The sequence below is a fragment of the Streptomyces sp. NPDC004051 genome (assembly GCF_053604275.1).
In genome coordinates this window covers 87,601-107,400 of record NZ_JBSGHG010000006.1, presented here as the reverse complement: position 1 = coordinate 107,400, position 19,800 = coordinate 87,601, and the positions used below count along the sequence as shown (strand labels likewise).

Sequence of the window (19,800 nt, the reverse complement as noted above, 5' to 3'; positions counted from 1 at the left end):
CGTGCGCCCCGCGCACGAGCCAGGCGCGCGCCGGGCGACCGGGAGACCTCCCGCGGCACCGCTGCTCCGCACCCCACGCGAACCCTTGACAGTGCCCGGCGGCGCGTCAAATCTGAGGCGCAGAGCCGCTCGCCCGCCCCGAGGGAGGCGATGATGCCCGCAGCGAGGGAATCTCTACTGGACGCCGCGTACGCGGCACTCGAGCGTGGTCCGTGGTCCGCGGTGCGGATGGTGGACGTGGCCGCGGCCGCCGGGGTGTCCCGGCAGACCCTCTACAACGAGTTCGGCAGCAAGGACGGACTGGCCAGGGCCCTGGTCCGCCGGGAGGTTGACGGCTACCTGGCCGGCGTCGACCGCGCCCTCGCCGTCCACCACGACCCCCGCGACCGGCTCACCGCGGCCGCCGAGTGGACCGCCGCCGCGGCCGCCGGGAACGTGCTGGTCCGCGCCCTGCTCACCGGCTGCTGGAGCGAACACCTGCCCTCCCCGGCCCCGGTGCCGATCCGGTCCGGCTCCGCGGTGCCCGCCCAGCGCCGCGCCGACGGCCCACTGCCCTCGCCCGTCGACCTCGTGGCCCTCGTCCGCGACCGTGCCGTGGCCGTCCTGGCCGGCCCCGGGGCGCCCAGGACCGACACCGCCGAGCTGGCCCGCTCCTGCGAACTGGTGGTACGCCTCGCCCTGTCCTGCGTCGCCGCACCGCCGCCGACCCGGGGCGGCATCGCCGACCTGGTCCGCAGCGCCCTGAACCGCCAGCCGGTGCCGTAGCGGAGCACGCGGCGCACACGGCGGGCGCTCACGAGGGCCGGCGCCGCGCGCTCACTGCCCCGAGCCCGACAGCTGAAGCCCGATCACTCCGATGATCACCAGGGAGATCGACACGATCTTCAGCGTCGACACCAGGTCACCCAGGAACACCATCCCGTAGATCGCCGTCCCCGCCGCCCCGATCCCCGTCCACACGGCGTACGCCGGCCCGACGTCGAGCTTCTTCAGGGACAGGGTCAGCAGGCCGAAGCTGCCCAGCGCGAACGCGCAGAAGGCGACGGTCGGCCACAGCCTCGTGAAACCGTGGGACAGCTTCAGACACACGGCGAACCCGGTCTCCAGCAGCCCGGCCACCACGACCATGAGCCACGCCATGTGCCGTCCTCCCGTTGTCCCCGCCAGTGGCCGCTTCGCCGGATTCGACGGCTTCGGATCCGACTCGGTGCGATTATGCACTTACCGTCCGCAGGCGATGACAAACACGCGAGGGTCAGTCGCCTTCCGTGCGCTCCCGGGTCGCCAGCAGCCTCCGCAGCGAGTACAGACGCGCCGGGTCCGCGTGTCCCTCGGCGACCCAGGCGTCCAGCGCGCAGTCCGGTTCGTCGTGACTGCACGCGCGGGGACAGCCCTCCGTGCCCGGATCCAGATCGGGGAAGGCGTGGATGACCCGGGACGGATCGACGTGGGCGAGGCCGAACGACCGCACCCCGGGGGTGTCGACCACCCATCCCTCCGCACCCGACAGGGGCAGTGCCAGTGCGGACGTCGTCGTATGGCGCCCGCGTCCCGTCACCGCGTTGACAAGCCCGGTCGAACGCCGCCGCTCCTCCGGCACCAGCGCGTTCACCAGCGTCGTCTTGCCGACCCCGGAGTGCCCCACGAACGCCGTGATCCGGCCTTCCAACTGCTCCCGCACCCGGTCGGCCGCCGCACCGCTCTCCAGTTCCGCCCGGTTGGTGACGACGTACGGGATGTCGAGGTCGCCGTACAGCTCCAGCAGCTTGTCGGGCGGTGCGAGGTCCGACTTGGTCAGTACCAGCAGCGGGGTCAGCCCGCCGTCGTACGCCGCGACCAGGCAGCGGTCGATCAGGCGGGGACGGGGCTCGGGGTCGGCGAGGGCGGTGACGACGGCCAGCTGGTCGGCGTTGGCGACGACGACCCGCTCGTAGGGGTCGTCGTCGTCCGCGGTACGGCGCAGTACCGAGGTCCGCTCGGTGATGCGGACGATCCGCGCGAGGGTGTCCTTCCGGCCCGAGAGGTCACCGACGATCGCCACCCGGTCACCGACCACCGCCGCCTTGCGGCCCAGTTCCCGGGCCTTCATGGCGAGCACGACCCGGTCCTCGACGAGACAGGTCAGCCGCCCCCGGTCGACGGTGAGGACCAGGCCCTCCGCGGCGTCCTCGTGCTTGGGCCGGATGTGGGTGCGCGGCCGGTTGCCCTTGCGGTTCGGGCGGGAGCGGATGTCGTCCTCGTCGGTGTGCTTGCCGTAGCGGCGCATCGTCTGCGTTCCTATGCCCCGAGCATCCCGGTCCACAGCTCGGGGAAGTCCGGCAGGGTCTTCGCCGTCGTCGCCACGTTCTCGATCCGCACGCCCTCCACCGCGAGGCCGATGACCGCGCCGGCGGTCGCCATGCGGTGGTCCTCGTAGGTGTGGAAGACGCCGCCGTGCAGCGGGCGGGGGCGGATGTGCAGACCGTCGGCGGTCTCGGTGACGTCGCCGCCGAGCTCGTTGATCTCCTTGGTGAGCGCGGCCAGGCGGTCCGTCTCGTGCAGCCGCAGGTGAGCCACACCGCGCAGGGTGGACGGCGAGTCCGCGAGGGCCGCGACGGCGGCGACCCCCGGCGCCAGCTCGCCGACGTCGCCGAGGTCCACGTCGATGCCGTGGATCGACCCGGAACCGGTGAACACGAGCCCGTAATCGGTCAGCTCGCAGGAACCGCCCATCTCGGTGAAGATCTCCCGCAGCCTGTCACCGCCCTGGGTGGTACGGGCGGGCCAGTCCGGGACGACGACCCGGCCGCCGGTCACCAGGGCGGCCGCGAGGAACGGCTGCGCGTTGGACAGGTCCGGCTCGATCGTCAGGTCCCGGCCGAGCAGGGCCCCCGGGGTGACCCGCCAGACGTTGGGCTCACCGCCCGACTCCGGACTGTCCACCTGGGCGCCGACCGCGCGGAGCATGTCGACGGTCATCCGGATGTGCGGCACGGAGGGGAGCGTCGAACCGGTGTGCCGGACCTCGACGCCCTGGTTGAAGCGCGGCGCGGACAGCAGCAGGGCACTGACGAACTGCGACGACGAGGACGCGTCCACCGACACGGTGCCGCCGTCCAGGGCACCGCCGCCGTGCACGGTCAGCGGCAGCGCGCCGCGGCCGTCGTCGTCGATCCGGGCCCCGAGGTGACGCAGCGCGTCGATGACGCCGTTCAGCGGGCGCTCGTAGGAACGGGGGTCGCCGTCGAAGCGGACGGGACCGTCGGCGAGGGTGGCGACCGGGGGGAGGAACCGCATGACCGTGCCGGCGTTGCCGACATCGACGGTGGCCGGGCCGCGCAGGCCCGCGGGCAGCACCCGCCAGGCCTCACCGGTGCCGTCGGGGCCCATCCCCTCCTCGATCTCGATGCCCAGGGCCCGCAGCCCGTCCGCCATCAGCAGCGTGTCGCGGGAGCGGAGCGGACGGCGCAGCCAGCCGGGCTCGGAGGCGAGGGCGGCGAGCACGAGGGCACGGTTGGTGACCGACTTCGACCCGGGCACGTGGACCGTCGCGTCGACGGCTCCGCTCGCGTGCGGGGCGGGCCAGAGGGCGGTGTGCACAGGATTAGCGGTCATGCGCCCCACTTTAGTGGGGGCCCCGTCCGCCGGGCGTGCCCGGTACCTGCGGGTCGGATTCCCGGCGCCGCCGGCGTCACAGCCCCAGCAGCCACCGTCCCCCGCCGAGCAGCGAGCACAGTGACACGGCGTGGAACAGGAACAGCCACAGCCCCGCCGGCACGTGCGTCAGCCGGGACAACTGGTCCGCATCCGAGTCCCCCGCACCCCCGCGTGCCCGCTTCGCCTGGAGCTCGAAGGCCGGACGCACCCCGCCGAGCAGCAGGAACCACACCACGGCGTACGCGAACGCCGCCTGCACCTGGGGGCCCGCCAGCCAGGACACCAGGACGAAGGTGGCGCCGGTCACCAGCACCGTCAACGCCCCGTACGCATTGCGGATCATCACCAGCATCGCCAGCAGCAGCAGCGCGGCCAGCCACAGCAGCAGGGTGATGCGCCCGGTGCCCAGCAGCGCCGCGCCGCCGAGCCCCAGCAGCGGGGGAGCGGTGTAGCCGGCCGCGGCGGTGAGGATCATGCCGATGCCGGTGGGCTTGCCGCGGCTGACGGTCAGGCCGCTGGTGTCCGAGTGGAGGCGTATCCCGGTGAGCGTGCGGCCGGTGAGCAGGGCCACGAGGCCGTGACCGCCCTCGTGGGCGATGGTGATGGCGTTGCGGGAGAGCCGCCACAGCCCGTGCGGTGTGACGACGACGAGCGCGGCGGCCAGAGTGGCGATCACCACCCACAGATCCGGGTCGGGCTGGGTACCGGACACCTCGTCCCAGAGCGAGGCGAGCGAGGCGGGTGCGGTGCTGTCCATGGGCGGTGGGGGCTCCTCGGGATCGCGGACCGGAGGGGGCGGCGCGGAGCGCCTCGTCGAGGGGTGGTGGCCGGGAGACGGGCGGGCCTGGCAGTGTTGCACGTATGTGCGGACGGTATGCAGCGAGTCGCAGGCCCGAGGAGCTCGTGGAGATCTTCGGGATCCAGAAGTGGGAGCCGGAGGAGACCCTGGAGCCCGACTACAACGTGGCCCCCACCAAAGAGGTCCTCGCCGTCCTGGACCGCGTGGTGAAGGACGCGGACGACCCGCGGCCGGTTCGGCAGCTGCGGAAGCTGAAATGGGGCCTCGTGCCCTCCTGGGCCAAGACGCCCGAGGGCGGGGCCCGGATGATCAACGCACGCGCGGAGACCGTGCACGAGAAGCCCTCCTACCGACGCGCCTTCGCCACCCGCCGCTGCATCCTGCCCGCCGACGGTTACTACGAGTGGGTCACCGGCACGCAGGAGCGGGAACTGGAGGTCGAGGGCAAGAGGAAACGCCCCCGCAAGCAGCCGTACTTCGTGACGCCGGCCGACGGCTCGGTGTTCGCGATGGCCGGACTGTACGAGTTCTGGCGGGACCGGACCCTGCCGGACGACCACCCACGGGCCTGGTGGGTGACGTGCTCCGTCATCACCACCGAGGCGGAGACCACGCCGCTCGCGGTGCCCCCGGAGGAAGGCCCGCGGACCCTGGCCGAGATCCACCCGCGGATGCCGCTGATGCTCACGCCGGACCGGTGGGACGCCTGGCTGGACCCCTCCCGGACCGAAACCGAGGAACTGCGCGGGCTGCTCGCCCCGCCGGCCCCCGGCCTGATGCGCGCCTTCCCGGTCTCCACGGCGGTCAGCAACGTCCGCAACAACGGCCCGGAGCTGCTGAACGAACTGGCCGCACCGGAAGAGGGCACACTCTTCTGATGTGACGAACGTGAACGAGGAGCCTCCGACCGAGGCCACCGAGGCCACCGAGGCCGCCGGGGCCGTCGAGACGGTCGAGACGGAAGCCGGCCCCGCCCGCATCACCTGGCACCCTGCCCGGGGCACCCCGCGCCTCGTCCTCGCACTGGGCCACGGTGCCGGCGGCGGCATCGAGGCGCGCGACCTGAAGGCGCTGGCCACCGTGCTCCCCGCGCACGACGTGACCGTGGCCCTGGTGGAGCAGCCCTGGCGGGTGGCCGGGAAGAAGGTGGCGCCCGCGCCGAAGACCCTGGACCGCGCCTGGCGGGACCTCTGGCCCGCGCTGACGGAGCCGGGCCTGCCGGTGATCTCGGGCGGGCGCAGCGCCGGGGCCCGCGTCGCGTGCCGCACCGCCGGCGAACTGGGCGCCCGTGCCGTCCTCGCCCTCAGCTTCCCCCTGCACCCGCCGGGCAGGCCCGAGAAGTCCCGCGCCGGGGAGCTGCTCGGCGCCGCGGTCCCCACCCTCGTCGTCCAGGGCGGCAACGATCCGTTCGGCAAGCCCGGGGAGTTCTCCGAGCGCGGGAGGGCGTACGAACTGGTCGAGGTGGCCCACGGCGACCACGGCTTCGCCGTGCCCAAGCGGGCGGGCACCACCCAGGACGAGGCCCTGGCGGTCGTCACCGACGCCGTCGTGCGGTGGGTCGACGAGCTCGGACGGCGGCCCGGCCCCCTCGGGTAAAGCTTCGGGAATGTTCCGGCCCCTCACGCTGTTGACTCCGACATATCCGCCGGTCACCGGCACCGACGTCGTAGGAGAGGGAGTCCGCCGCATGGGGTCGACGTATTGCCCGAGGCGCAGCAGCCGTGCCGACCTGGACTGGACGGTGCTGCACGCGGCCAGGACCGCCCCTGTTCGGGCGGCGGGCGGGCCGGATCGTCGTCTATCCTCCGATTCGAGTGGGGCCGCTTCGGGTCGCACGACGACTCTGGAGGAGGTGGGTCCGGTTCCCGGTACCGGCGCAGGGACCGAACACGGCCAGGCGGAGCAGCCCGAGGGCCAGGGCGGCAGGGGCGACAAGGGCGCCGAAACACCCGCGGAGCGCAACGCGCGCTTCGAGCGGGACGCCCTCGAGTTCCTCGACCAGATGTACTCGGCCGCCCTGCGCATGACGCGCAACCCGGCGGACGCCGAGGACCTGGTCCAGGAGACGTACGCCAAGGCGTACGCGTCCTTCCACCAGTTCCGCGAAGGCACGAACCTCAAGGCGTGGCTGTACCGGATCCTCACCAACACCTTCATCAACTCGTACCGCAAGAAGCAGCGTGAACCGCAGCGCAGCGGCGCCGAGGAGATCGAGGACTGGCAGATCGCGCGTGCCGCGTCGCACATGTCGACCGGTCTGCGCTCGGCGGAGTCGCAGGCGCTCGACCACCTGCCCGACTCGGACGTCAAGGAAGCGCTCCAGGCGATTCCCGAGGAGTTCCGCATCGCCGTGTATCTCGCGGACGTCGAGGGCTTTGCCTACAAGGAGATCGCCGACATCATGGGCACACCCATCGGTACCGTGATGTCCCGGCTGCACCGTGGCCGCCGCCAGCTGCGCGGCATGCTCGAGGACTACGCGCGCGAGCGCGGACTGGTCCCGGCGGGCGCCGGACAGTCGAACGAAGCGAAAGGCTCGGGGTCATGAGCTGCGGAGAGCCGCACGAGACGGATTGCAGCGAGATCCTCGACCATCTTTACGAGTTCCTCGACCGTGAGATGCCGGACGCCGACTGCGTGAAGTTCGAGCACCACTTCGAGGAATGCTCGCCGTGCCTCGAGAAGTACGGACTCGAGCAAGCGGTGAAGAAGCTGGTCAAGCGGTGCTGCGGGCAGGACGACGTACCGGGCGACCTGCGGTCCAAGGTCATGGGCCGGCTCGACCTGATCCGCTCCGGTCAGGCCGTTCCCGATCAGGAGGTCACGGCTTCTCCGGCTTCTCAGACCCAGGCCCCCCGGGTCTCCGAGCAGTCCCAGGCCCCGCAGGCCACGCCGCAGGAGTCCTGAGACCGGCCGGTCGTACGGCCGTCCGGCGGCCGCCCGGTTCCGGCCTATCTGGAAACCGTTCCCCGGAAACATTCCCCGAAAGGGGAGCGACGTCACCCGTACGTGCTAATCCGCGGGCCCCGGGCCCGCGGAGGCGTCGTTCGTCCCCTTAGGCTCCAGAACCTGACAGACGGCAGGCCGTCCAGCGCGGCAGGCACGGCCGGGGGAGGGGCTCATGGAGGCGTTACCGGCGCGGGCCCGCGTGTACGTGGCCGGTGTCGCCGTGGCGGGCCTGGTCTGTCTGCTGCCCCCGCCGTACGTCGCGCAGATCGTGTACGGCCCGCAGGCGCCGCACGTCCCCTGGCGTGAGTTCGCCTCGCTCGCCGTGCTGTACGCGTGCTGCGAGTACCTCGTCCGGTCCCGGTACCTCGGTGCCCCGAATCCGGGCGGCACCTTCCACCCCGTACTGCTGGCCGCGGCCTTCCTGCTGCCGCCGTCCGCCGCCGCGCTGGTCGTGCTGCCCGGCGCGCTGCTCACTCCGGTGGAGCAACGGCCGCCCCTCGCGCGGCGGATCTGGCGGACCGCTCAACTGACACTCGCCGTGTGGGCCGCGAGCCGGGCGTACCAGGCAACCGGCGGCCGGGACGCGGTCGCGGCCGGTGACGTGCCGACGGCGCTGGGCGCGGTCGGCACGTCGGTGCTGGTGTTCTGCCTGCTCCTCACCCTGCTGGACCACGGCATCGTGACGCTCACGGCCGGCGTGCCGCTGTGGCGCGGGAGCCCGGCCTCCCGGCCGGCCACCTGGCGGCGGCTGTTCCTGCGGTCGCTCGCGCCGATCACCGTGCACGGGCTCGCCGGACTGATGATGGCCCTGCTGTGGCGCAGCCCCTACGGGCCGGTGGCCGCGCTGCTCGTACTGCTGCCGATGTGCGTCTCGTGGTGGGCGTTCGCCCAGTACCACCGGGAGCGGGCCGCCCACCAGGCGACGATCCGCGCGCTCGTGCAGGCCGTCGACATCAAGGACGGGTACACGCGCGGACACAGCGAGCGGGTCGGGCAGGCCTCCACGATGATCGCGCGTGAGCTCGGCATGGACGACGAACGGACCGAGGTGCTGCGCTTCGCGGGCATCCTGCACGACGTCGGCAAGCTCGGTGTGCCCACCCGGCTGCTCACCAAGAACGGACCGCTGACCCCCGAAGAGCGGCGGGTGATCGAACTGCACCCCGAGTACGGGCACGAGATGGTGCGGGGGATCTCCTTCCTGGGCGAGGCCCGCGCGGCGGTGCTGCACCATCACGAGCGGCTGGACGGCAGCGGCTACCCCTACGGGCTGGCGGGTGGTCAGATCCCGGAGTCCGCGCGGGTGGTGGCCGTCGCCGACGCCTTCGACGCGATGACCTCCACCCGCTCCTACAGCAGGGCCCGACCGGTGCCCGTGGCGCTGGAGGAGCTCCAGCGGTGTGCGGGCACCCACTTCGACCCGCGCATGGTGGAAGCGCTGGTACGGGCGATCGGCCGGGCCGGCTGGCATCCCGCGGTGACGGCCGAGGACGTCCGGCCCCCCGATCCGTCCGCTCCCGCGCCGGCCCCCGGCACCGGAACCACCCCCGCCCCCGTCGCCCCCGAGCCCGCCGGACCCGTCGCCGACCAGCCCCGGGTCCGCCGATGAGTCTCCGGCTGCACACCCTCGTGCACGCGTGCGCCGTCGCGCTCGCCACCGGCTGTCTCGGCGCCACCCTGTGGAACGGAATCGCGGAACGCGGCATCGCCCTCGCCTTCGGGGTGCTCGTCGCCGTCGGCGAACTCACCCGGCACACCGGGCCGCGAGTCCGTCAGACCGCACCGCTCGCCGCCGCCGGGGCACTGGCGTACGCGCTGCTCGGCGAGGCCGACGGGAGACCCACCGGCCACGACGCGGCCCAGATCGTCACCGTGGTCCTCGCCGGCTCCCTGCTCGGCAGCGTGCCGCACGTCGGGCGCGGCCCCGGGCCCGCCCGCGACCACCTGGCCCGCCGGACGCTCACCGTCGGATTCGTCGCCGTGTGCTTCCAGCCCCTCTACGGCCGCGGGACGTTCGACGACTGGGGCGGCCCCGCCCACGCGCTGCTGCTGCTCGCCCTGCTGTCCCTGTCCACGCTCTGCGACGCGGTGCTCGCCGCCGCGCTGGCCCACTCCCGCACCGGCTGGCCCTTCCCGCCGGTGCTCCGCGACGAACTGCGGGCTCTGCCCGGCATCGGGGCCGCCGTCGTCGCGACGGGCGCGGTGATGGCACTCGGCGTCGCGGTCGTGGGACTGTGGGCGCTGCCCCTGCTGTCCGTGCCGCTGCTGCTCGCACAGTTGTCCTACCGGCGGTACGCCGCCGTCCGGGCGACCTACCGGCAGACCATCACCTCCCTCGCGCGGGCCACCGAGATCGCCGGCTGCACCCCGGCCGGGCACGCCCGCAGGGTCGCCGAACTCAGCCAGTCGGTCGGGCGGGACCTGGGGCTGACCGAACCCGACCTGACGGTCCTGGAGTACGCCGCCCTGATGCACGACATCGGCCAGCTCAGCCTCGTCGACCCGGTGCCCGTGGGCGCCACCGCCGCCCTGCCCGTTCCGGAACAGCGGCGGATCGCCCTCCTCGGCGGCGCGGTGGTCCGCCAGACCGGGGTGGACCCGCGGGTGGCGGGGATCGTGGAGCGGCAGGCCGATCCCCACCGGGAGCAGCCGCTGGCCGCGCGGATCGTCCGGGTGGTGAACGCGTACGACGAGAAGTCCCGGGCAGGAGGGCCCGGCGGACCGCTCACGGCACTGGAGGAACTGCGGCTGAGCGCCGGGGAGTACGCGCCCCAGGTCGTCGAGTCGCTGGCCCGGGTGCTGTCCCGGGAGACCCGGGAACGGGACGGTCTTACCCGGCCCGGGGCTGGGTAACCCATGGGTAATGAGCGCCGTTCCGGCCGTACGTGGTTGGATGCGAAGGAGACGGTGTCCGGGGGGCTGGACCGCCCACCGAACGGAACTGGCAGGCGGGAATCGTGAGGATCTTCGGCAAGGGACGGAACCGGCCCTCCGCCTCCTGGCGGCAGGCCACGGACCGCGCGTTCACACTCATCGGCGACGGCCGGTACGAGGACGCGGGCGCGCTGCTGACCCGGGCCGCCGATCTGGAACCCTGGCTCTCGGAGTCCTGGTTCAACCTCGCGCTGCTGCACAAGTTCCGGCACGACTGGGAGCAGGCACGGGCGGCGGGCCTCAGGGCCGTCGCGCTGCTCGACCGGGACACCGGGGCACCCGACTGGTGGAACGTCGGCATCGCCGCCACCGCCCTGCAGGACTGGCCGCTGGCCCGCCGCGCCTGGCAGGCCTACGGGCTCCGGGTGCCCGGGAGCCCCACCGGCTCGGGTGAGCCGCTCGGCATGGACCTGGGCAGCGCGGCCGTACGGCTGTCCCCGGAGGGGGAGGCCGAGGTCGTCTGGGGGCGGCGGCTGGACCCCGCGCGGATCGAGGTGCTGTCCATTCCGCTGCCGTCCTCCGGCCGCCGCTGGGGCGAGGTCGTCCTGCACGACGGGGTGCCGCACGGCGAGCGGAGCACGGCCGCCGGACACACCTACCCGGTGTTCGACGAGATCGAGCTGTGGGCGCCCTCACCCGTGCCGACCTGGGTGGTCCTGCTGGAGGCAGCGGGCGAGGCCGACCGGGACGCCCTGGAGCAGCTGGCCGCGGACGCGGGGTTCGCCGCCGAGGACTGGTCGTCCTCGGTGCGGCTGCTGTGCCGGATGTGCTCGGAGTCCCGGATGCCCTCCGACGAGGGCGAGGGCGAGCACCTCGACCCGCACGACCACAGCGAGCCCGGGCACCCCGGACCGCTCGGGCACCGCACCGACGGGCAGCTGTGGGTGCCGGAGCGGGAGTGCGGGCTCGCCGCGCCCGCCTCGCTGGTCCGCGGCCTGCTGGACGGCTGGGTCGCGGACAGCCCGGACTCACGCGACTGGCGGGACCTGGAAGAGGTTTGCTAGGCCGACCGCCGGGGCCGTGTGCCGGGCACAGACCAGGTCGGGGACCGGACCCGGCGGGACGGCCGGTCGCCGTACCCTGTATCAGCATCACCCCCCATGTTTTCCAGGAAGGCGTACGTCGGTCATGGCTCAGCAGGACACCGATCAGCAGCACGCGGGCGTGCTCCCCGTCGACGACGAGGGGTACGTCATCGACACGGAGGACTGCGCCGAGCGCGAGGCCGCCTGGGTCGAGCGAGGCACCTCGCGACCGATCACCGTGGTCGGCAACCCGGTGCTGCACAAGGAGTGCAGGGACGTCACCGACTTCGGCCCCGAGCTCCAGCAGCTGGTCGCGGACATGTTCGCCAGCCAGCGCACCGCGGAGGGCGTGGGACTGGCCGCCAACCAGATCGGCGTCGACCTGAAGGTCTTCGTCTACGACTGCCCGGACGACGACGGCGTGCGGCACGCCGGGGTGGTCTGCAACCCCAAGCTGGTCGAACTGCCCGCCGAGAAGCGCCGGCTGGACGACACCAACGAGGGCTGCCTGTCGGTGCCCACCGCGTACGCGCCGCTGGCCCGGCCCGACTACGCCGAGGTGACCGGTCAGGACGAGCGGGGCAACCCGGTCAAGGTGCGCGGCACCGGCTACTTCGCACGGTGTTTGCAGCACGAGACCGACCACCTCTACGGCTACCTCTACATCGACCGGCTGTCCAAGCGGGAACGCAAGGACGCGCTGCGGCAGATGGCCGAGAACGAGCCGCGTTACCCCGTGGTCGCCAACGACTGACCGCCGGGCCCCGCCCCCTTCCGGAGCCCGTCGGCCCCTGTCGCCGCTCGGGCTCCCCGGGGCACAGAACTTCTCCGCGCACGGCGTCCGGTCCGGATTCCCCTCCGGCCCGGACGCCGTTCGCCTTTCCGTTGTGTGTTCGATCCCTCGACGGGTCATCAACCCTGAAAACAGCCGCACAAGGGGAGAATCTCGGCACCGTGGGGTAGTGAATGAAGCAAACGCGTTCCCAGGGCGGTCAGTTGTGGTGCTGAATGGGGGTGTGGATACGCACCGGCGCACGCCCGGCGGAGAGGGCCGGGCACATGTCAACTGGCGGCCGAGAGGGGATTGTTCGTGCATGCTTTGTCACACGGCACCACATCGAAACCGACCACCGTCGCGGTACCACGGGCGCTGTCTCTCCCGGTGATCGAGGCGGCGTTTCCCCGGCAGATCCATCCGTATTGGCCGAAGCTCCAGCAGGAAACCCGAGCGTGGCTGCTCGAAAAACGGCTGATGCCACCCGACAAGGTGGTGGAATATGCCGATGGCCTGTGCTACACGGACCTCATGGCGGGGTACTACACGGACGCCGCCGACGAGGTCCTGCAGGCGATAGCGGACTACAGCGCGTGGTTCTTCGTCTGGGACGACCGTCACGACCGCGACATCGTGCACGGCCGGCCCGCCGCCTGGCGGCGGCTGAAGGACCTGCTGCACACGGCGCTCGACAGCCCCGCGGGCCACCTGTGCCACGAAGATCCACTGGTGGCCGGGCTCGCGGACAGTGTGCGGCGGCTGTACTCGTTCCTTCCGGACACCTGGAACGCCCGGTTCGCCCGGCACTTCCACACGGTGATCGAGGCGTACGACCGGGAGTTCCACAACCGGACGGAGGGGATCGTCCCCACCGTCGAGGAGTACCTCGAACTGCGTCGGCTCACCTTCGCGCACTGGATCTGGACCGACCTCCTGGAGCCGAGTGCGGGCTGTGAACTCCCGGATGCCGTACGGAAGAACCCGTCCTATCGGAAAGCGGCCCTGCTCAGTCAGGAATTCGCCGCCTGGTACAACGACCTCTGCTCGCTCCCGAAGGAAATAGCGGGCAACGAGGTGCACAATCTCGGAATCAGTCTCATCACCCATGAAGGGCTGACTCTCGAAGAGGCGGCCGCCGATGTGCGGTACCGCGTCGAGGAATGCATCACGGAATTCCTGGATGCCGAGAGGGGCGCCCTGAAGTTCGCCGACAGCCTCGACGACGGCACGGTGGGAGGAAAGGAACTGGGGGCCGCCGTGCGGGCCTGCCTCGGAAACATGCGGAACTGGTTCAGTTCCGTCTACTGGTTCCACCACGAGTCCGGCCGGTACATGGTCGACAGCTGGGACGACCGCTCCACGCCCCCGTACGTCAACAACGAAGCGGCAGGTGAGTGAGAAATGACCGTCGATTCGGTGAAGCCCGACGCGTCGGGGGTGACCGAACTGCGCGAGCCTCCGGTGGCCGGTGGCGGGCTCCCCGGTCTGGGCCACGGCCTCAAACTGGTCCGCGATCCACTGGCCTTCATGGCCCAGCTGCGCGACCACGGCGACATCGTGCGCCTGAAGCTCGGCCCCAAGACGGTGTACGCCGTCACCACGCCCGCCCTCACCGGGGCGCTGGCGCTCGATCCCGACTACATCATCTCCGGCCCCCTGTGGGAATCCCTGGAGGGCCTGCTCGGCAAGGAGGGCGTGGCCACAGCCAACGGCCCGCTGCACCGGCGTCAGCGACGCACCATCCAACCCGCCTTCAAACTCGACGCCATCCCGGCCTACGGCCCGATCATGGAGGAGGAGGCACACGCGCTGACCGAACGCTGGGCGTCGGGGGAGACGATCGACTGCACCTTTGAGTCGTTCCGGATCGCCGTGCGCGTCGCGGCGCGCTGTCTGCTGCGCGGGGTGTACATGGACGAGCGGGCGGAGCGGCTGTGCACCGCGCTCGCCACCGTCTTCCGCGGCATGTACCGGCGGATGGTGGTGCCGCTCGGCCCGCTGTACAAGCTGCCACTTCCGGCCAATCAAGAATTCAACCGGGCCCTGGCCGATTTGCACCGCGTGGTCGACGAGATCGTCGCCGAGCGCCGTGCGTCCGGTCAAAAGCCGGACGATTTGCTGACGGCATTGCTGACGGCGAAGGACGACAATGGCGACCCGATCGGGGAGCAGGAGATCCACGACCAGGTGGTCGCGATACTCACCCCCGGCAGTGAGACGATCGCCTCCACGATCATGTGGCTGCTTCAGGAGCTTGCCGCGCATCCGGAACACGGGGACAGGGTGCGAAACGAGGTTCTCGGCGTCACCGGTGGGCGTCCGGTGGCATTCGAGGACGTCCGCAAGCTCACCCACACCAACAATGTCGTCGTCGAGGCCATGCGTTTGCGGCCCGCCGTCTGGATATTGACGCGCCGAGCGGTCGCCGACAAGGAACTCGGTGGCTATCGCATTCCGGCCGGGGCGGACATCATCTACAGTCCGTACGCGATCCAGCGCGATCCGAAGTCGTACGAGCGCCACCTGGAGTTCGACCCGGACCGGTGGCTCCCGGAACGCTCGAAGGACATTCCGAAGTACGCCATGCGTCCCTTCAGCCTGGGCAACCGCAAGTGCCCGAGCGACCACTTCTCCATGGCCATGCTGACGCTGATCACCGCGGCGCTGGCGACGAGGTACCGCTTCGAGCACGTGGCCGGCTCCGACGACGCCACCCACGTCGGCATCACCCTGCGGCCGCACCGGCTGCTGCTGAGGCCGGTCGCGCGCTGAACCGGCCCGTCCGGCGGGCGTTCAGGCGGCCTCGGGGCCGCGGAACGTCCGCCGGTAGGTGTGCGGGGTCGTGCCCACGGTGCGCACGAAGTGATGGCGCAGTGTGGCCGCGTTGCCGAAGCCCGTACGGTCCGCGATCACGTCCACCGTCTCGTCCGTCCCCTCCAGCAGATGCTGGGCGAGCAGGACCCGCTGGCGCAGGATCCAGCGGTACGGCGTGGTGCCGGTCTCCTGCTGGAAGCGGCGGGCGAAGGTGCGCGGCGACATGTGGGCGCGGGCCGCGAGCTGCTCGACCGTGACCTCCTCGTCCAGATGACGCTCCATCCACACCAGCGTCTCGGAGACGGTGTCGCTCCCGGACCGCGGCAGCGGCCGCTCGATGTACTGGGCCTGGCCCCCGTCGCGGTGCGGGGGCACCACCATGCGCCGCGCGATCCGGTTGGCGACGGCGGAGCCCTGTTCCTTGCGCACGAGATGCAGACAGGCGTCGATACCGGCGGCGGTGCCCGCAGAGGTGATCACCGGGTCCTCGTCGACGTAGAGCACATCCGGCTCGACGGTCAGGTGGGGATACCGCCTGGTCAGCGCATCCGCATGGCGCCAGTGGGCGGCGGCGCGCCGGCCGTCGAGGAGGCCGGCGGCGGCGAGCGCGAACACACCGGAGCAGACGCTGAGCACCCGGGCGCCCCGGTCCACACCCCGGCGCAGCGCGTCCAGCAGCTCGGGCGGGAAGTCCCGGGTCTCGTAGCACGACCCGGCGGGCACGGCGATGAGGTCCGCCGTCTCCAGGCGCTCCGGCCCGTGCTCGACCTGGAGCGAGAAACCCGTGTTGCTGCGCAGGACGGGGCCTTCGGCCGAGACGACCGCGAAGTCGTAGGCGGGCAGGCCTTCGTCGCTGCGGTCGATGCCGAAGACCTCGCAGACGACGCCGAGTTCGAAGGGGTTCACGCCGTCGAGCAGGACGGCGGCCACGTTGCGGAGCATGGCTCCAGTCTGCCTCGCCCTTGGCAGTAAATCGAGGGTGTGCGGCAGTCCTGCCACTGTTGGTAAGGAGTGTTCGGGACGACAGTGATGTCCATGGAGACGACACAGATACAAGCACTGATCGGAATGTTCGCCGTTCTCGGACTGTTCGTCCTGATGGTCCTCCCGGCCGTCATCGGCATCGCGCGCGACCGGCGGATCGACCGGCAGCTGAAGCAGGCCGAGACCGACAGCGCCGCCGCCGAGCGGCGCCCCGCCCCCGCCGGGCAGACCACCGCCGGGCACACCGCCCCGCAGCGGAGTCACGCGCGGGGTACCACCTCGCACCGCACCGCACGCGCGGCGTGAAGCGAGGTGGTACCCGGACGGGCGCGTCTCGGGCGACCTCGTCCTGTCAGAAGTCCTCGTCCAGGTCGACCGTGCCCTCCACGGCGACCTGGTACGCGGACGGGCGCCGCTCGAAGAAGTTCGTCAGCTCCTGGACGCCCTGCAGCTCCATGAAGGAGAACGGGTTGTCCGAGCCGTAGACCGGCGGGAAGCCCAGACGGACGAGACGCTGGTCGGCGACGCACTCCAGGTACTGCCGCATCGACTCGGTGTTCATGCCCGGCAGCCCGTCACCGCACAGGTCGCGCCCGAACTGCAGCTCCGCCTCGACCGCTTCGCGGAGCATGTCCGTCACCTGCTGCTGGAGCTCGTCGTCGAACAGGTCCGGCTCCTCCTTGCGCACGGTGTCGACCACGTCGAAGGCGAAGGACATGTGCATCGTCTCGTCCCGGAACACCCAGTTGGTGCCGGTCGCGAGACCGTGCAGCAGGCCCCGGCTGCGGAACCAGTAGACGTAGGCGAAGGCCCCGTAGAAGAATAGGCCCTCGATGCAGGCGGCGAAGCAGATCAGGTTGAGCAGGAAACGCCGGCGGTCGGCCCGCGTCTCCAGCCGGTCGAGCTTCTCCACCGAGTCCATCCACGTGAAGCAGAACTCGGCCTTCTCACGGATGGAGGGGATGTTCTCCACCGCGGCGAAGGCGGCGGCGCGGTCCTCCGGAGCGGGCAGATAGGTGTCCAGCAGGGTCAGGTAGAACTGGACGTGCACCGCCTCCTCGAACAGCTGCCGGGAGAGATACAGCCGCGCTTCCGGGGAGTTGATGTGCTTGTAGAGGGTGAGCACCAGGTTGTTGGCCACGATCGAGTCGCCGGTGGCGAAGAAGGCCACCAGCCGCCCGATCAGGTGCTGCTCCTCGGGACTGAGCTTCGCCAGGTCGGCGACGTCCGAGTGGAGGTCGACCTCCTCCACGTGCCAGGTGTTCTTGATGGCGTCCCGGTAGCGCTCGTAGAAGTCGGGGTAGCGCATGGGGCGCAGGGTGAGTTCGAAGCCCGGGTCGAGGAGGTTCTGGGCTCGGGCGGTGGTGGGGGTGGGGGTGGGGGCGGTGGACATCATTGGCAGGCCTCGCAGGACTCGGGGTTCTCAAGGGAGCAGGCGACCGCTTCGGGGTCGGGCGCCGACTGCTGGACGGGGGTGTGTGCTGGTGTGTGAGCCTGGCCCTGGGCCGCACGGGCGATGCGGGTCGCGGGGCGTGAGCGCAGGTAGTACGTGGTCTTCAGGCCCCGCTTCCAGGCGTAGGCGTACATCGAGGAGAGCTTGCCGATGGTCGGCTTCTCCATGAACAGGTTCAGCGACTGCGACTGGTCCAGGAACGGGGTGCGGTCGGCGGCCATGTCGATCAGTGAGCGCTGCGGGATCTCCCAGGCGGTGCGGTACAGCCCGCGCACCTCCTCGGGGATCCAGGTGAGGTCCTGCACCGAGCCGCTTGCCTCGCGCAGCGCCTCACGGGTCCGCGCGTCCCAGACGCCCAGCCGCTTCAGGTCGTCCACCAGGTACGAGTTGACCTGGAGGAACTCGCCGGAGAGCGTCTCGCGCTTGAACAGGTTGGACACCTGTGGCTCGATGCACTCGTACACGCCCGCGATCGACGCAATGGTGGCGGTCGGCGCGATCGCCAGGAGCAGCGAGTTGCGCAGGCCCACCCGGCCCATGCGCTCGCGCAGCGCGGCCCACCGCTCGGGCCAGGCCGTCTCCACGCCGTAGTGGTCGGGGTGCAGGACGCCCCGGGCCGTACGCGTCCTCTCCCAGGCCGGCAGGGGGCCGTGGGCCTCGGCGAGGTCGGCGGACGTCTCGTACGCGGCGAGCATGATCCGCTCGGCGATGCGGGTCGAAAGGGCCTTCGCCCCGGGGGAGTCGAAGGGCAGCCGGAGCTGGAAGAAGACGTCCTGGAGGCCCATCACGCCCAGCCCCACCGGGCGCCAGCGGGCGTTGGAACGGCGCGCCTGCTCGGTCGGGTAGAAGTTGATGTCGACGACCCGGTCCAGGAAGGTGACGGCGGTGCGGACGGTGGCGTCCAGCCGCTCCCAGTCGAGGCCGCCGCTCTCCCGGTCGACGAGCGCGCCGAGGTTGACCGACCCCAGGTTGCAGACCGCCGTCTCCCCGTCACTGGTGACCTCGAGGATCTCCGTGCACAGATTGGACGAGTGGACGACGTGGCCCGGCTCGGCGGTCTGGTTGGCGGTGCGGTTGGCGGCGTCCTTGAAGGTCATCCAGCCGTTTCCGGTCTGGGCGAGGGTGCGCATCATGCGCCCGTACAGCTCCCGCGCGGGGAGTGTCCTCGTCGCCAGACCCGCCGCCTCGGCGGCCCGGTAGGCCGTGTCGAACTCCTCGCCCCACAGGTCGACCAGGTCCGGGACGTCGGACGGGGAGAACAGCGACCACGGCGCGTCGGCGCTGACCCGGCGCATGAACTCGTCCGGCACCCAGTGCGCGAGGTTCAGGTTGTGCGTACGGCGGGCGTCCTCACCGGTGTTGTCGCGCAGCTCCAGGAACTCCTCGATGTCCGAGTGCCAGGTCTCCAGGTAGACCGCCGCCGCGCCCTTGCGCCGGCCGCCCTGGTTCACGGCGGCGACCGAGGCGTCCAGGGTCTTCAGGAAGGGGACGATGCCGTTGGAGTGCCCGTTGGTGCCGCGGATCAGCGAACCGCGGGAGCGGACGCGGGAGTAGGACAGGCCGATGCCGCCGGCGTGCTTGGAGAGGCGGGCCACCTGGTGGTAGCGGTCGTAGAGGGAGTCCAGCTCGTCCTTGGGGGAGTCGAGGAGGTAGCAGGACGACATCTGGGGGTGCCGGGTACCGGAGTTGAACAGGGTGGGGGAGGAGGGAAGGTACTCCAGGCGGCTCATCAGGCCGTACAGCGCGGCGACCTCGTCCACCGAGCGGTCGTCGTCGCCCTCGGCGAGGCCGGCGGCGACCCGCAGCAGGAAGTGCTGCGGTGTCTCGACGACCTTGCGGGTGACCGGGTGCCGCAGCAGATAGCGGCTGTGCAGGGTGCGCAGGCCGAAGTAGCCGAAACGGTCGTCCGCGCCGGGGTCGATCAGCGCGTCGAGACGGGGCGCGTGCAGCAGGACGAACTCGGCGGTCCGGTCCGCTACGAGGCCCTCGCGGTGTCCCGTCGCGATCGAGGAGGTGAACGACGTGACACCCTGCGAGGCGGCCTCGGCACGGATGCCGAGTGTCAGCAGCCGTGCGGCGAGCCGGGAGTAGGCGGGGTCCTCGGAGATGAGCCCGGCCGCCGCCTCGGTGGCCAGCTCCCGCAGCTCGGTCCCGTCCGCATGGGCGGACCGGCCGCGCAGCGCGGCGGCGGCGACCCGGCCGGGGTCGGCGTCGGGGAGGTCGGCGGTCAGCCCGGTCAGGGTCCGCAGCAGCGCGGCACCGGGGCCGTCGCTCACGTCGGTCGGGTCGACCGCTGAAGCAGGATCGGCTGGCGCGATGGTCACGTGGGGCTCTCCCTCGCTCGGCACGGGGCCTCGGCGAGGGCAGGGGGCAGCACACGGGCGCGCGCACGCGCCACGCGTCCACCGGCCCATTCCACGAGGCCCGGACG

19 protein-coding genes are annotated in these 19,800 nt (G+C 71.6%); 12 read left to right on the top strand and 7 right to left on the bottom strand.

Translation table 11 applies throughout. The features are described from left to right. Positions 1 to 150: 150 nt before the first annotated feature. Positions 151 to 765 carry a TetR/AcrR family transcriptional regulator gene (locus tag ACWEQO_RS09910; RefSeq protein ID WP_452980945.1) on the top strand — a complete coding sequence of 205 codons (615 nt, stop codon included), beginning with the start codon at positions 151 to 153 and terminating at the stop codon, positions 763 to 765. A 51-nt stretch (positions 766 to 816) separates the two neighbouring features. Here ACWEQO_RS09910 and ACWEQO_RS09905 read toward each other — a convergent pair whose 3' ends face one another. The 4 genes from ACWEQO_RS09905 to ACWEQO_RS09890 all read right to left on the bottom strand — a co-directional run bounded on the left by ACWEQO_RS09905 (position 817) and on the right by ACWEQO_RS09890 (position 4,393). After that, positions 817 to 1,140 carry a DMT family transporter gene (locus tag ACWEQO_RS09905; RefSeq protein ID WP_361456476.1) on the bottom strand — a complete coding sequence of 108 codons (324 nt, stop codon included), beginning with the start codon at positions 1,138 to 1,140 and terminating at the stop codon, positions 817 to 819. A gap of 115 nt (positions 1,141 to 1,255) precedes the next feature. Beyond that, positions 1,256 to 2,266, bottom strand: coding sequence for a ribosome small subunit-dependent GTPase A (gene rsgA, locus ACWEQO_RS09900; protein ID WP_361456479.1), 1,011 nt, complete (start codon positions 2,264 to 2,266; stop codon positions 1,256 to 1,258). Positions 2,267 to 2,277: 11 nt separating this feature from the next. Next, positions 2,278 to 3,594 carry a 3-phosphoshikimate 1-carboxyvinyltransferase gene (gene aroA / locus ACWEQO_RS09895; RefSeq protein WP_452980941.1) on the bottom strand — a complete coding sequence of 439 codons (1,317 nt, stop codon included), beginning with the start codon at positions 3,592 to 3,594 and terminating at the stop codon, positions 2,278 to 2,280. 76 nt (positions 3,595 to 3,670) lie between these two features. After that, complete coding sequence (locus ACWEQO_RS09890) at positions 3,671 to 4,393, bottom strand: M50 family metallopeptidase (protein WP_361456485.1); 723 nt, start codon at positions 4,391 to 4,393, stop codon at positions 3,671 to 3,673. 104 nt (positions 4,394 to 4,497) lie between these two features. On the opposite strand from ACWEQO_RS09890, the gene ACWEQO_RS09885 reads away from it, so the two are divergent. From ACWEQO_RS09885 to ACWEQO_RS09840, 10 genes are all read left to right on the top strand, one after another. After that, entirely contained in the window at positions 4,498 to 5,313 is an 816-nt protein-coding gene (locus ACWEQO_RS09885) for an SOS response-associated peptidase (RefSeq protein ID WP_361456488.1), read from the top strand. Between the two features lie 10 nt (positions 5,314 to 5,323). After that, complete coding sequence (locus tag ACWEQO_RS09880) at positions 5,324 to 6,031, top strand: alpha/beta hydrolase family protein (RefSeq protein ID WP_452981148.1); 708 nt, start codon at positions 5,324 to 5,326, stop codon at positions 6,029 to 6,031. 256 nt (positions 6,032 to 6,287) lie between these two features. After that, positions 6,288 to 6,983, top strand: coding sequence for a sigma-70 family RNA polymerase sigma factor (locus ACWEQO_RS09875; RefSeq protein ID WP_361456494.1), 696 nt, complete (start codon positions 6,288 to 6,290; stop codon positions 6,981 to 6,983). Beyond that, positions 6,980 to 7,342 carry a mycothiol system anti-sigma-R factor gene (gene rsrA / locus ACWEQO_RS09870; RefSeq protein ID WP_361456497.1) on the top strand — a complete coding sequence of 121 codons (363 nt, stop codon included), beginning with the start codon at positions 6,980 to 6,982 and terminating at the stop codon, positions 7,340 to 7,342. The genes ACWEQO_RS09875 and rsrA overlap by 4 nt, the downstream gene beginning before the upstream one ends. Positions 7,343 to 7,556: 214 nt before the next feature. Beyond that, positions 7,557 to 8,993 carry an HD-GYP domain-containing protein gene (locus ACWEQO_RS09865; RefSeq protein WP_452980936.1) on the top strand — a complete coding sequence of 479 codons (1,437 nt, stop codon included), beginning with the start codon at positions 7,557 to 7,559 and terminating at the stop codon, positions 8,991 to 8,993. Then, positions 8,990 to 10,237, top strand: a complete 1,248-nt coding sequence (locus ACWEQO_RS09860; RefSeq protein WP_361456503.1) for an HD-GYP domain-containing protein — start codon at positions 8,990 to 8,992, stop codon at positions 10,235 to 10,237. The genes ACWEQO_RS09865 and ACWEQO_RS09860 overlap by 4 nt, the downstream gene beginning before the upstream one ends. A gap of 104 nt (positions 10,238 to 10,341) precedes the next feature. After that, positions 10,342 to 11,322, top strand: coding sequence for a tetratricopeptide repeat protein (locus ACWEQO_RS09855; RefSeq protein ID WP_202277908.1), 981 nt, complete (start codon positions 10,342 to 10,344; stop codon positions 11,320 to 11,322). 124 nt (positions 11,323 to 11,446) lie between these two features. Then, on the top strand, positions 11,447 to 12,097 hold the full coding sequence (def, locus tag ACWEQO_RS09850) for a peptide deformylase (protein ID WP_361456506.1): 651 nt from the start codon (positions 11,447 to 11,449) through the stop codon (positions 12,095 to 12,097). Between the two features lie 336 nt (positions 12,098 to 12,433). Next, positions 12,434 to 13,516 carry an epi-isozizaene synthase gene (gene cyc1, locus ACWEQO_RS09845; RefSeq protein ID WP_452980931.1) on the top strand — a complete coding sequence of 361 codons (1,083 nt, stop codon included), beginning with the start codon at positions 12,434 to 12,436 and terminating at the stop codon, positions 13,514 to 13,516. Between the two features lie 3 nt (positions 13,517 to 13,519). Then, positions 13,520 to 14,890, top strand: coding sequence for a bifunctional albaflavenone monooxygenase/terpene synthase (locus ACWEQO_RS09840; RefSeq protein ID WP_361456512.1), 1,371 nt, complete (start codon positions 13,520 to 13,522; stop codon positions 14,888 to 14,890). Between the two features lie 21 nt (positions 14,891 to 14,911). Here ACWEQO_RS09840 and ACWEQO_RS09835 read toward each other — a convergent pair whose 3' ends face one another. Beyond that, on the bottom strand, positions 14,912 to 15,874 hold the full coding sequence (locus tag ACWEQO_RS09835) for a helix-turn-helix domain-containing protein (protein WP_361456515.1): 963 nt from the start codon (positions 15,872 to 15,874) through the stop codon (positions 14,912 to 14,914). 126 nt (positions 15,875 to 16,000) lie between these two features. On the opposite strand from ACWEQO_RS09835, the gene ACWEQO_RS09830 reads away from it, so the two are divergent. Further along, entirely contained in the window at positions 16,001 to 16,222 is a 222-nt protein-coding gene (locus tag ACWEQO_RS09830) for a hypothetical protein (protein ID WP_452980927.1), read from the top strand. Between the two features lie 46 nt (positions 16,223 to 16,268). Here ACWEQO_RS09830 and ACWEQO_RS09825 read toward each other — a convergent pair whose 3' ends face one another. Further along, positions 16,269 to 17,309: a ribonucleotide-diphosphate reductase subunit beta gene (locus ACWEQO_RS09825; protein WP_361456521.1), complete on the bottom strand. Its 1,041-nt coding sequence runs from the start codon at positions 17,307 to 17,309 to the stop codon at positions 16,269 to 16,271. Beyond that, positions 17,309 to 19,693 (bottom strand): ribonucleoside-diphosphate reductase subunit alpha, encoded by a 2,385-nt coding sequence (locus tag ACWEQO_RS09820; RefSeq protein WP_361456524.1) that lies wholly within the window; start codon positions 19,691 to 19,693, stop codon positions 17,309 to 17,311. Before ACWEQO_RS09820 ends, ACWEQO_RS09825 begins: the two co-directional genes overlap by 1 nt. Positions 19,694 to 19,800 lie beyond the last annotated feature (107 nt).

Excerpts from the sequence above, each read along its gene's own strand:
- ACWEQO_RS09910 (WP_452980945.1), top strand. The coding sequence starts at position 151 with ATGATGCCCGCAGCGAGGGAATCTCTACTGGACGCCGCGTACGCGGCA.
- ACWEQO_RS09905 (WP_361456476.1), bottom strand. The coding sequence starts at position 1,140 with ATGGCGTGGCTCATGGTCGTGGTGGCCGGGCTGCTGGAGACCGGGTTC.
- rsgA (WP_361456479.1), bottom strand. The coding sequence starts at position 2,266 with ATGCGCCGCTACGGCAAGCACACCGACGAGGACGACATCCGCTCCCGC.
- aroA (WP_452980941.1), bottom strand. The coding sequence starts at position 3,594 with ATGACCGCTAATCCTGTGCACACCGCCCTCTGGCCCGCCCCGCACGCG.
- ACWEQO_RS09890 (WP_361456485.1), bottom strand. The coding sequence starts at position 4,393 with ATGGACAGCACCGCACCCGCCTCGCTCGCCTCGCTCTGGGACGAGGTG.
- ACWEQO_RS09885 (WP_361456488.1), top strand. The coding sequence starts at position 4,498 with ATGTGCGGACGGTATGCAGCGAGTCGCAGGCCCGAGGAGCTCGTGGAG.
- rsrA (WP_361456497.1), top strand. The coding sequence starts at position 6,980 with ATGAGCTGCGGAGAGCCGCACGAGACGGATTGCAGCGAGATCCTCGAC.
- ACWEQO_RS09865 (WP_452980936.1), top strand. The coding sequence starts at position 7,557 with ATGGAGGCGTTACCGGCGCGGGCCCGCGTGTACGTGGCCGGTGTCGCC.
- ACWEQO_RS09860 (WP_361456503.1), top strand. The coding sequence starts at position 8,990 with ATGAGTCTCCGGCTGCACACCCTCGTGCACGCGTGCGCCGTCGCGCTC.
- def (WP_361456506.1), top strand. The coding sequence starts at position 11,447 with ATGGCTCAGCAGGACACCGATCAGCAGCACGCGGGCGTGCTCCCCGTC.
- ACWEQO_RS09840 (WP_361456512.1), top strand. The coding sequence starts at position 13,520 with ATGACCGTCGATTCGGTGAAGCCCGACGCGTCGGGGGTGACCGAACTG.
- ACWEQO_RS09835 (WP_361456515.1), bottom strand. The coding sequence starts at position 15,874 with ATGCTCCGCAACGTGGCCGCCGTCCTGCTCGACGGCGTGAACCCCTTC.
- ACWEQO_RS09830 (WP_452980927.1), top strand. The coding sequence starts at position 16,001 with ATGTTCGCCGTTCTCGGACTGTTCGTCCTGATGGTCCTCCCGGCCGTC.
- ACWEQO_RS09825 (WP_361456521.1), bottom strand. The coding sequence starts at position 17,309 with ATGTCCACCGCCCCCACCCCCACCCCCACCACCGCCCGAGCCCAGAAC.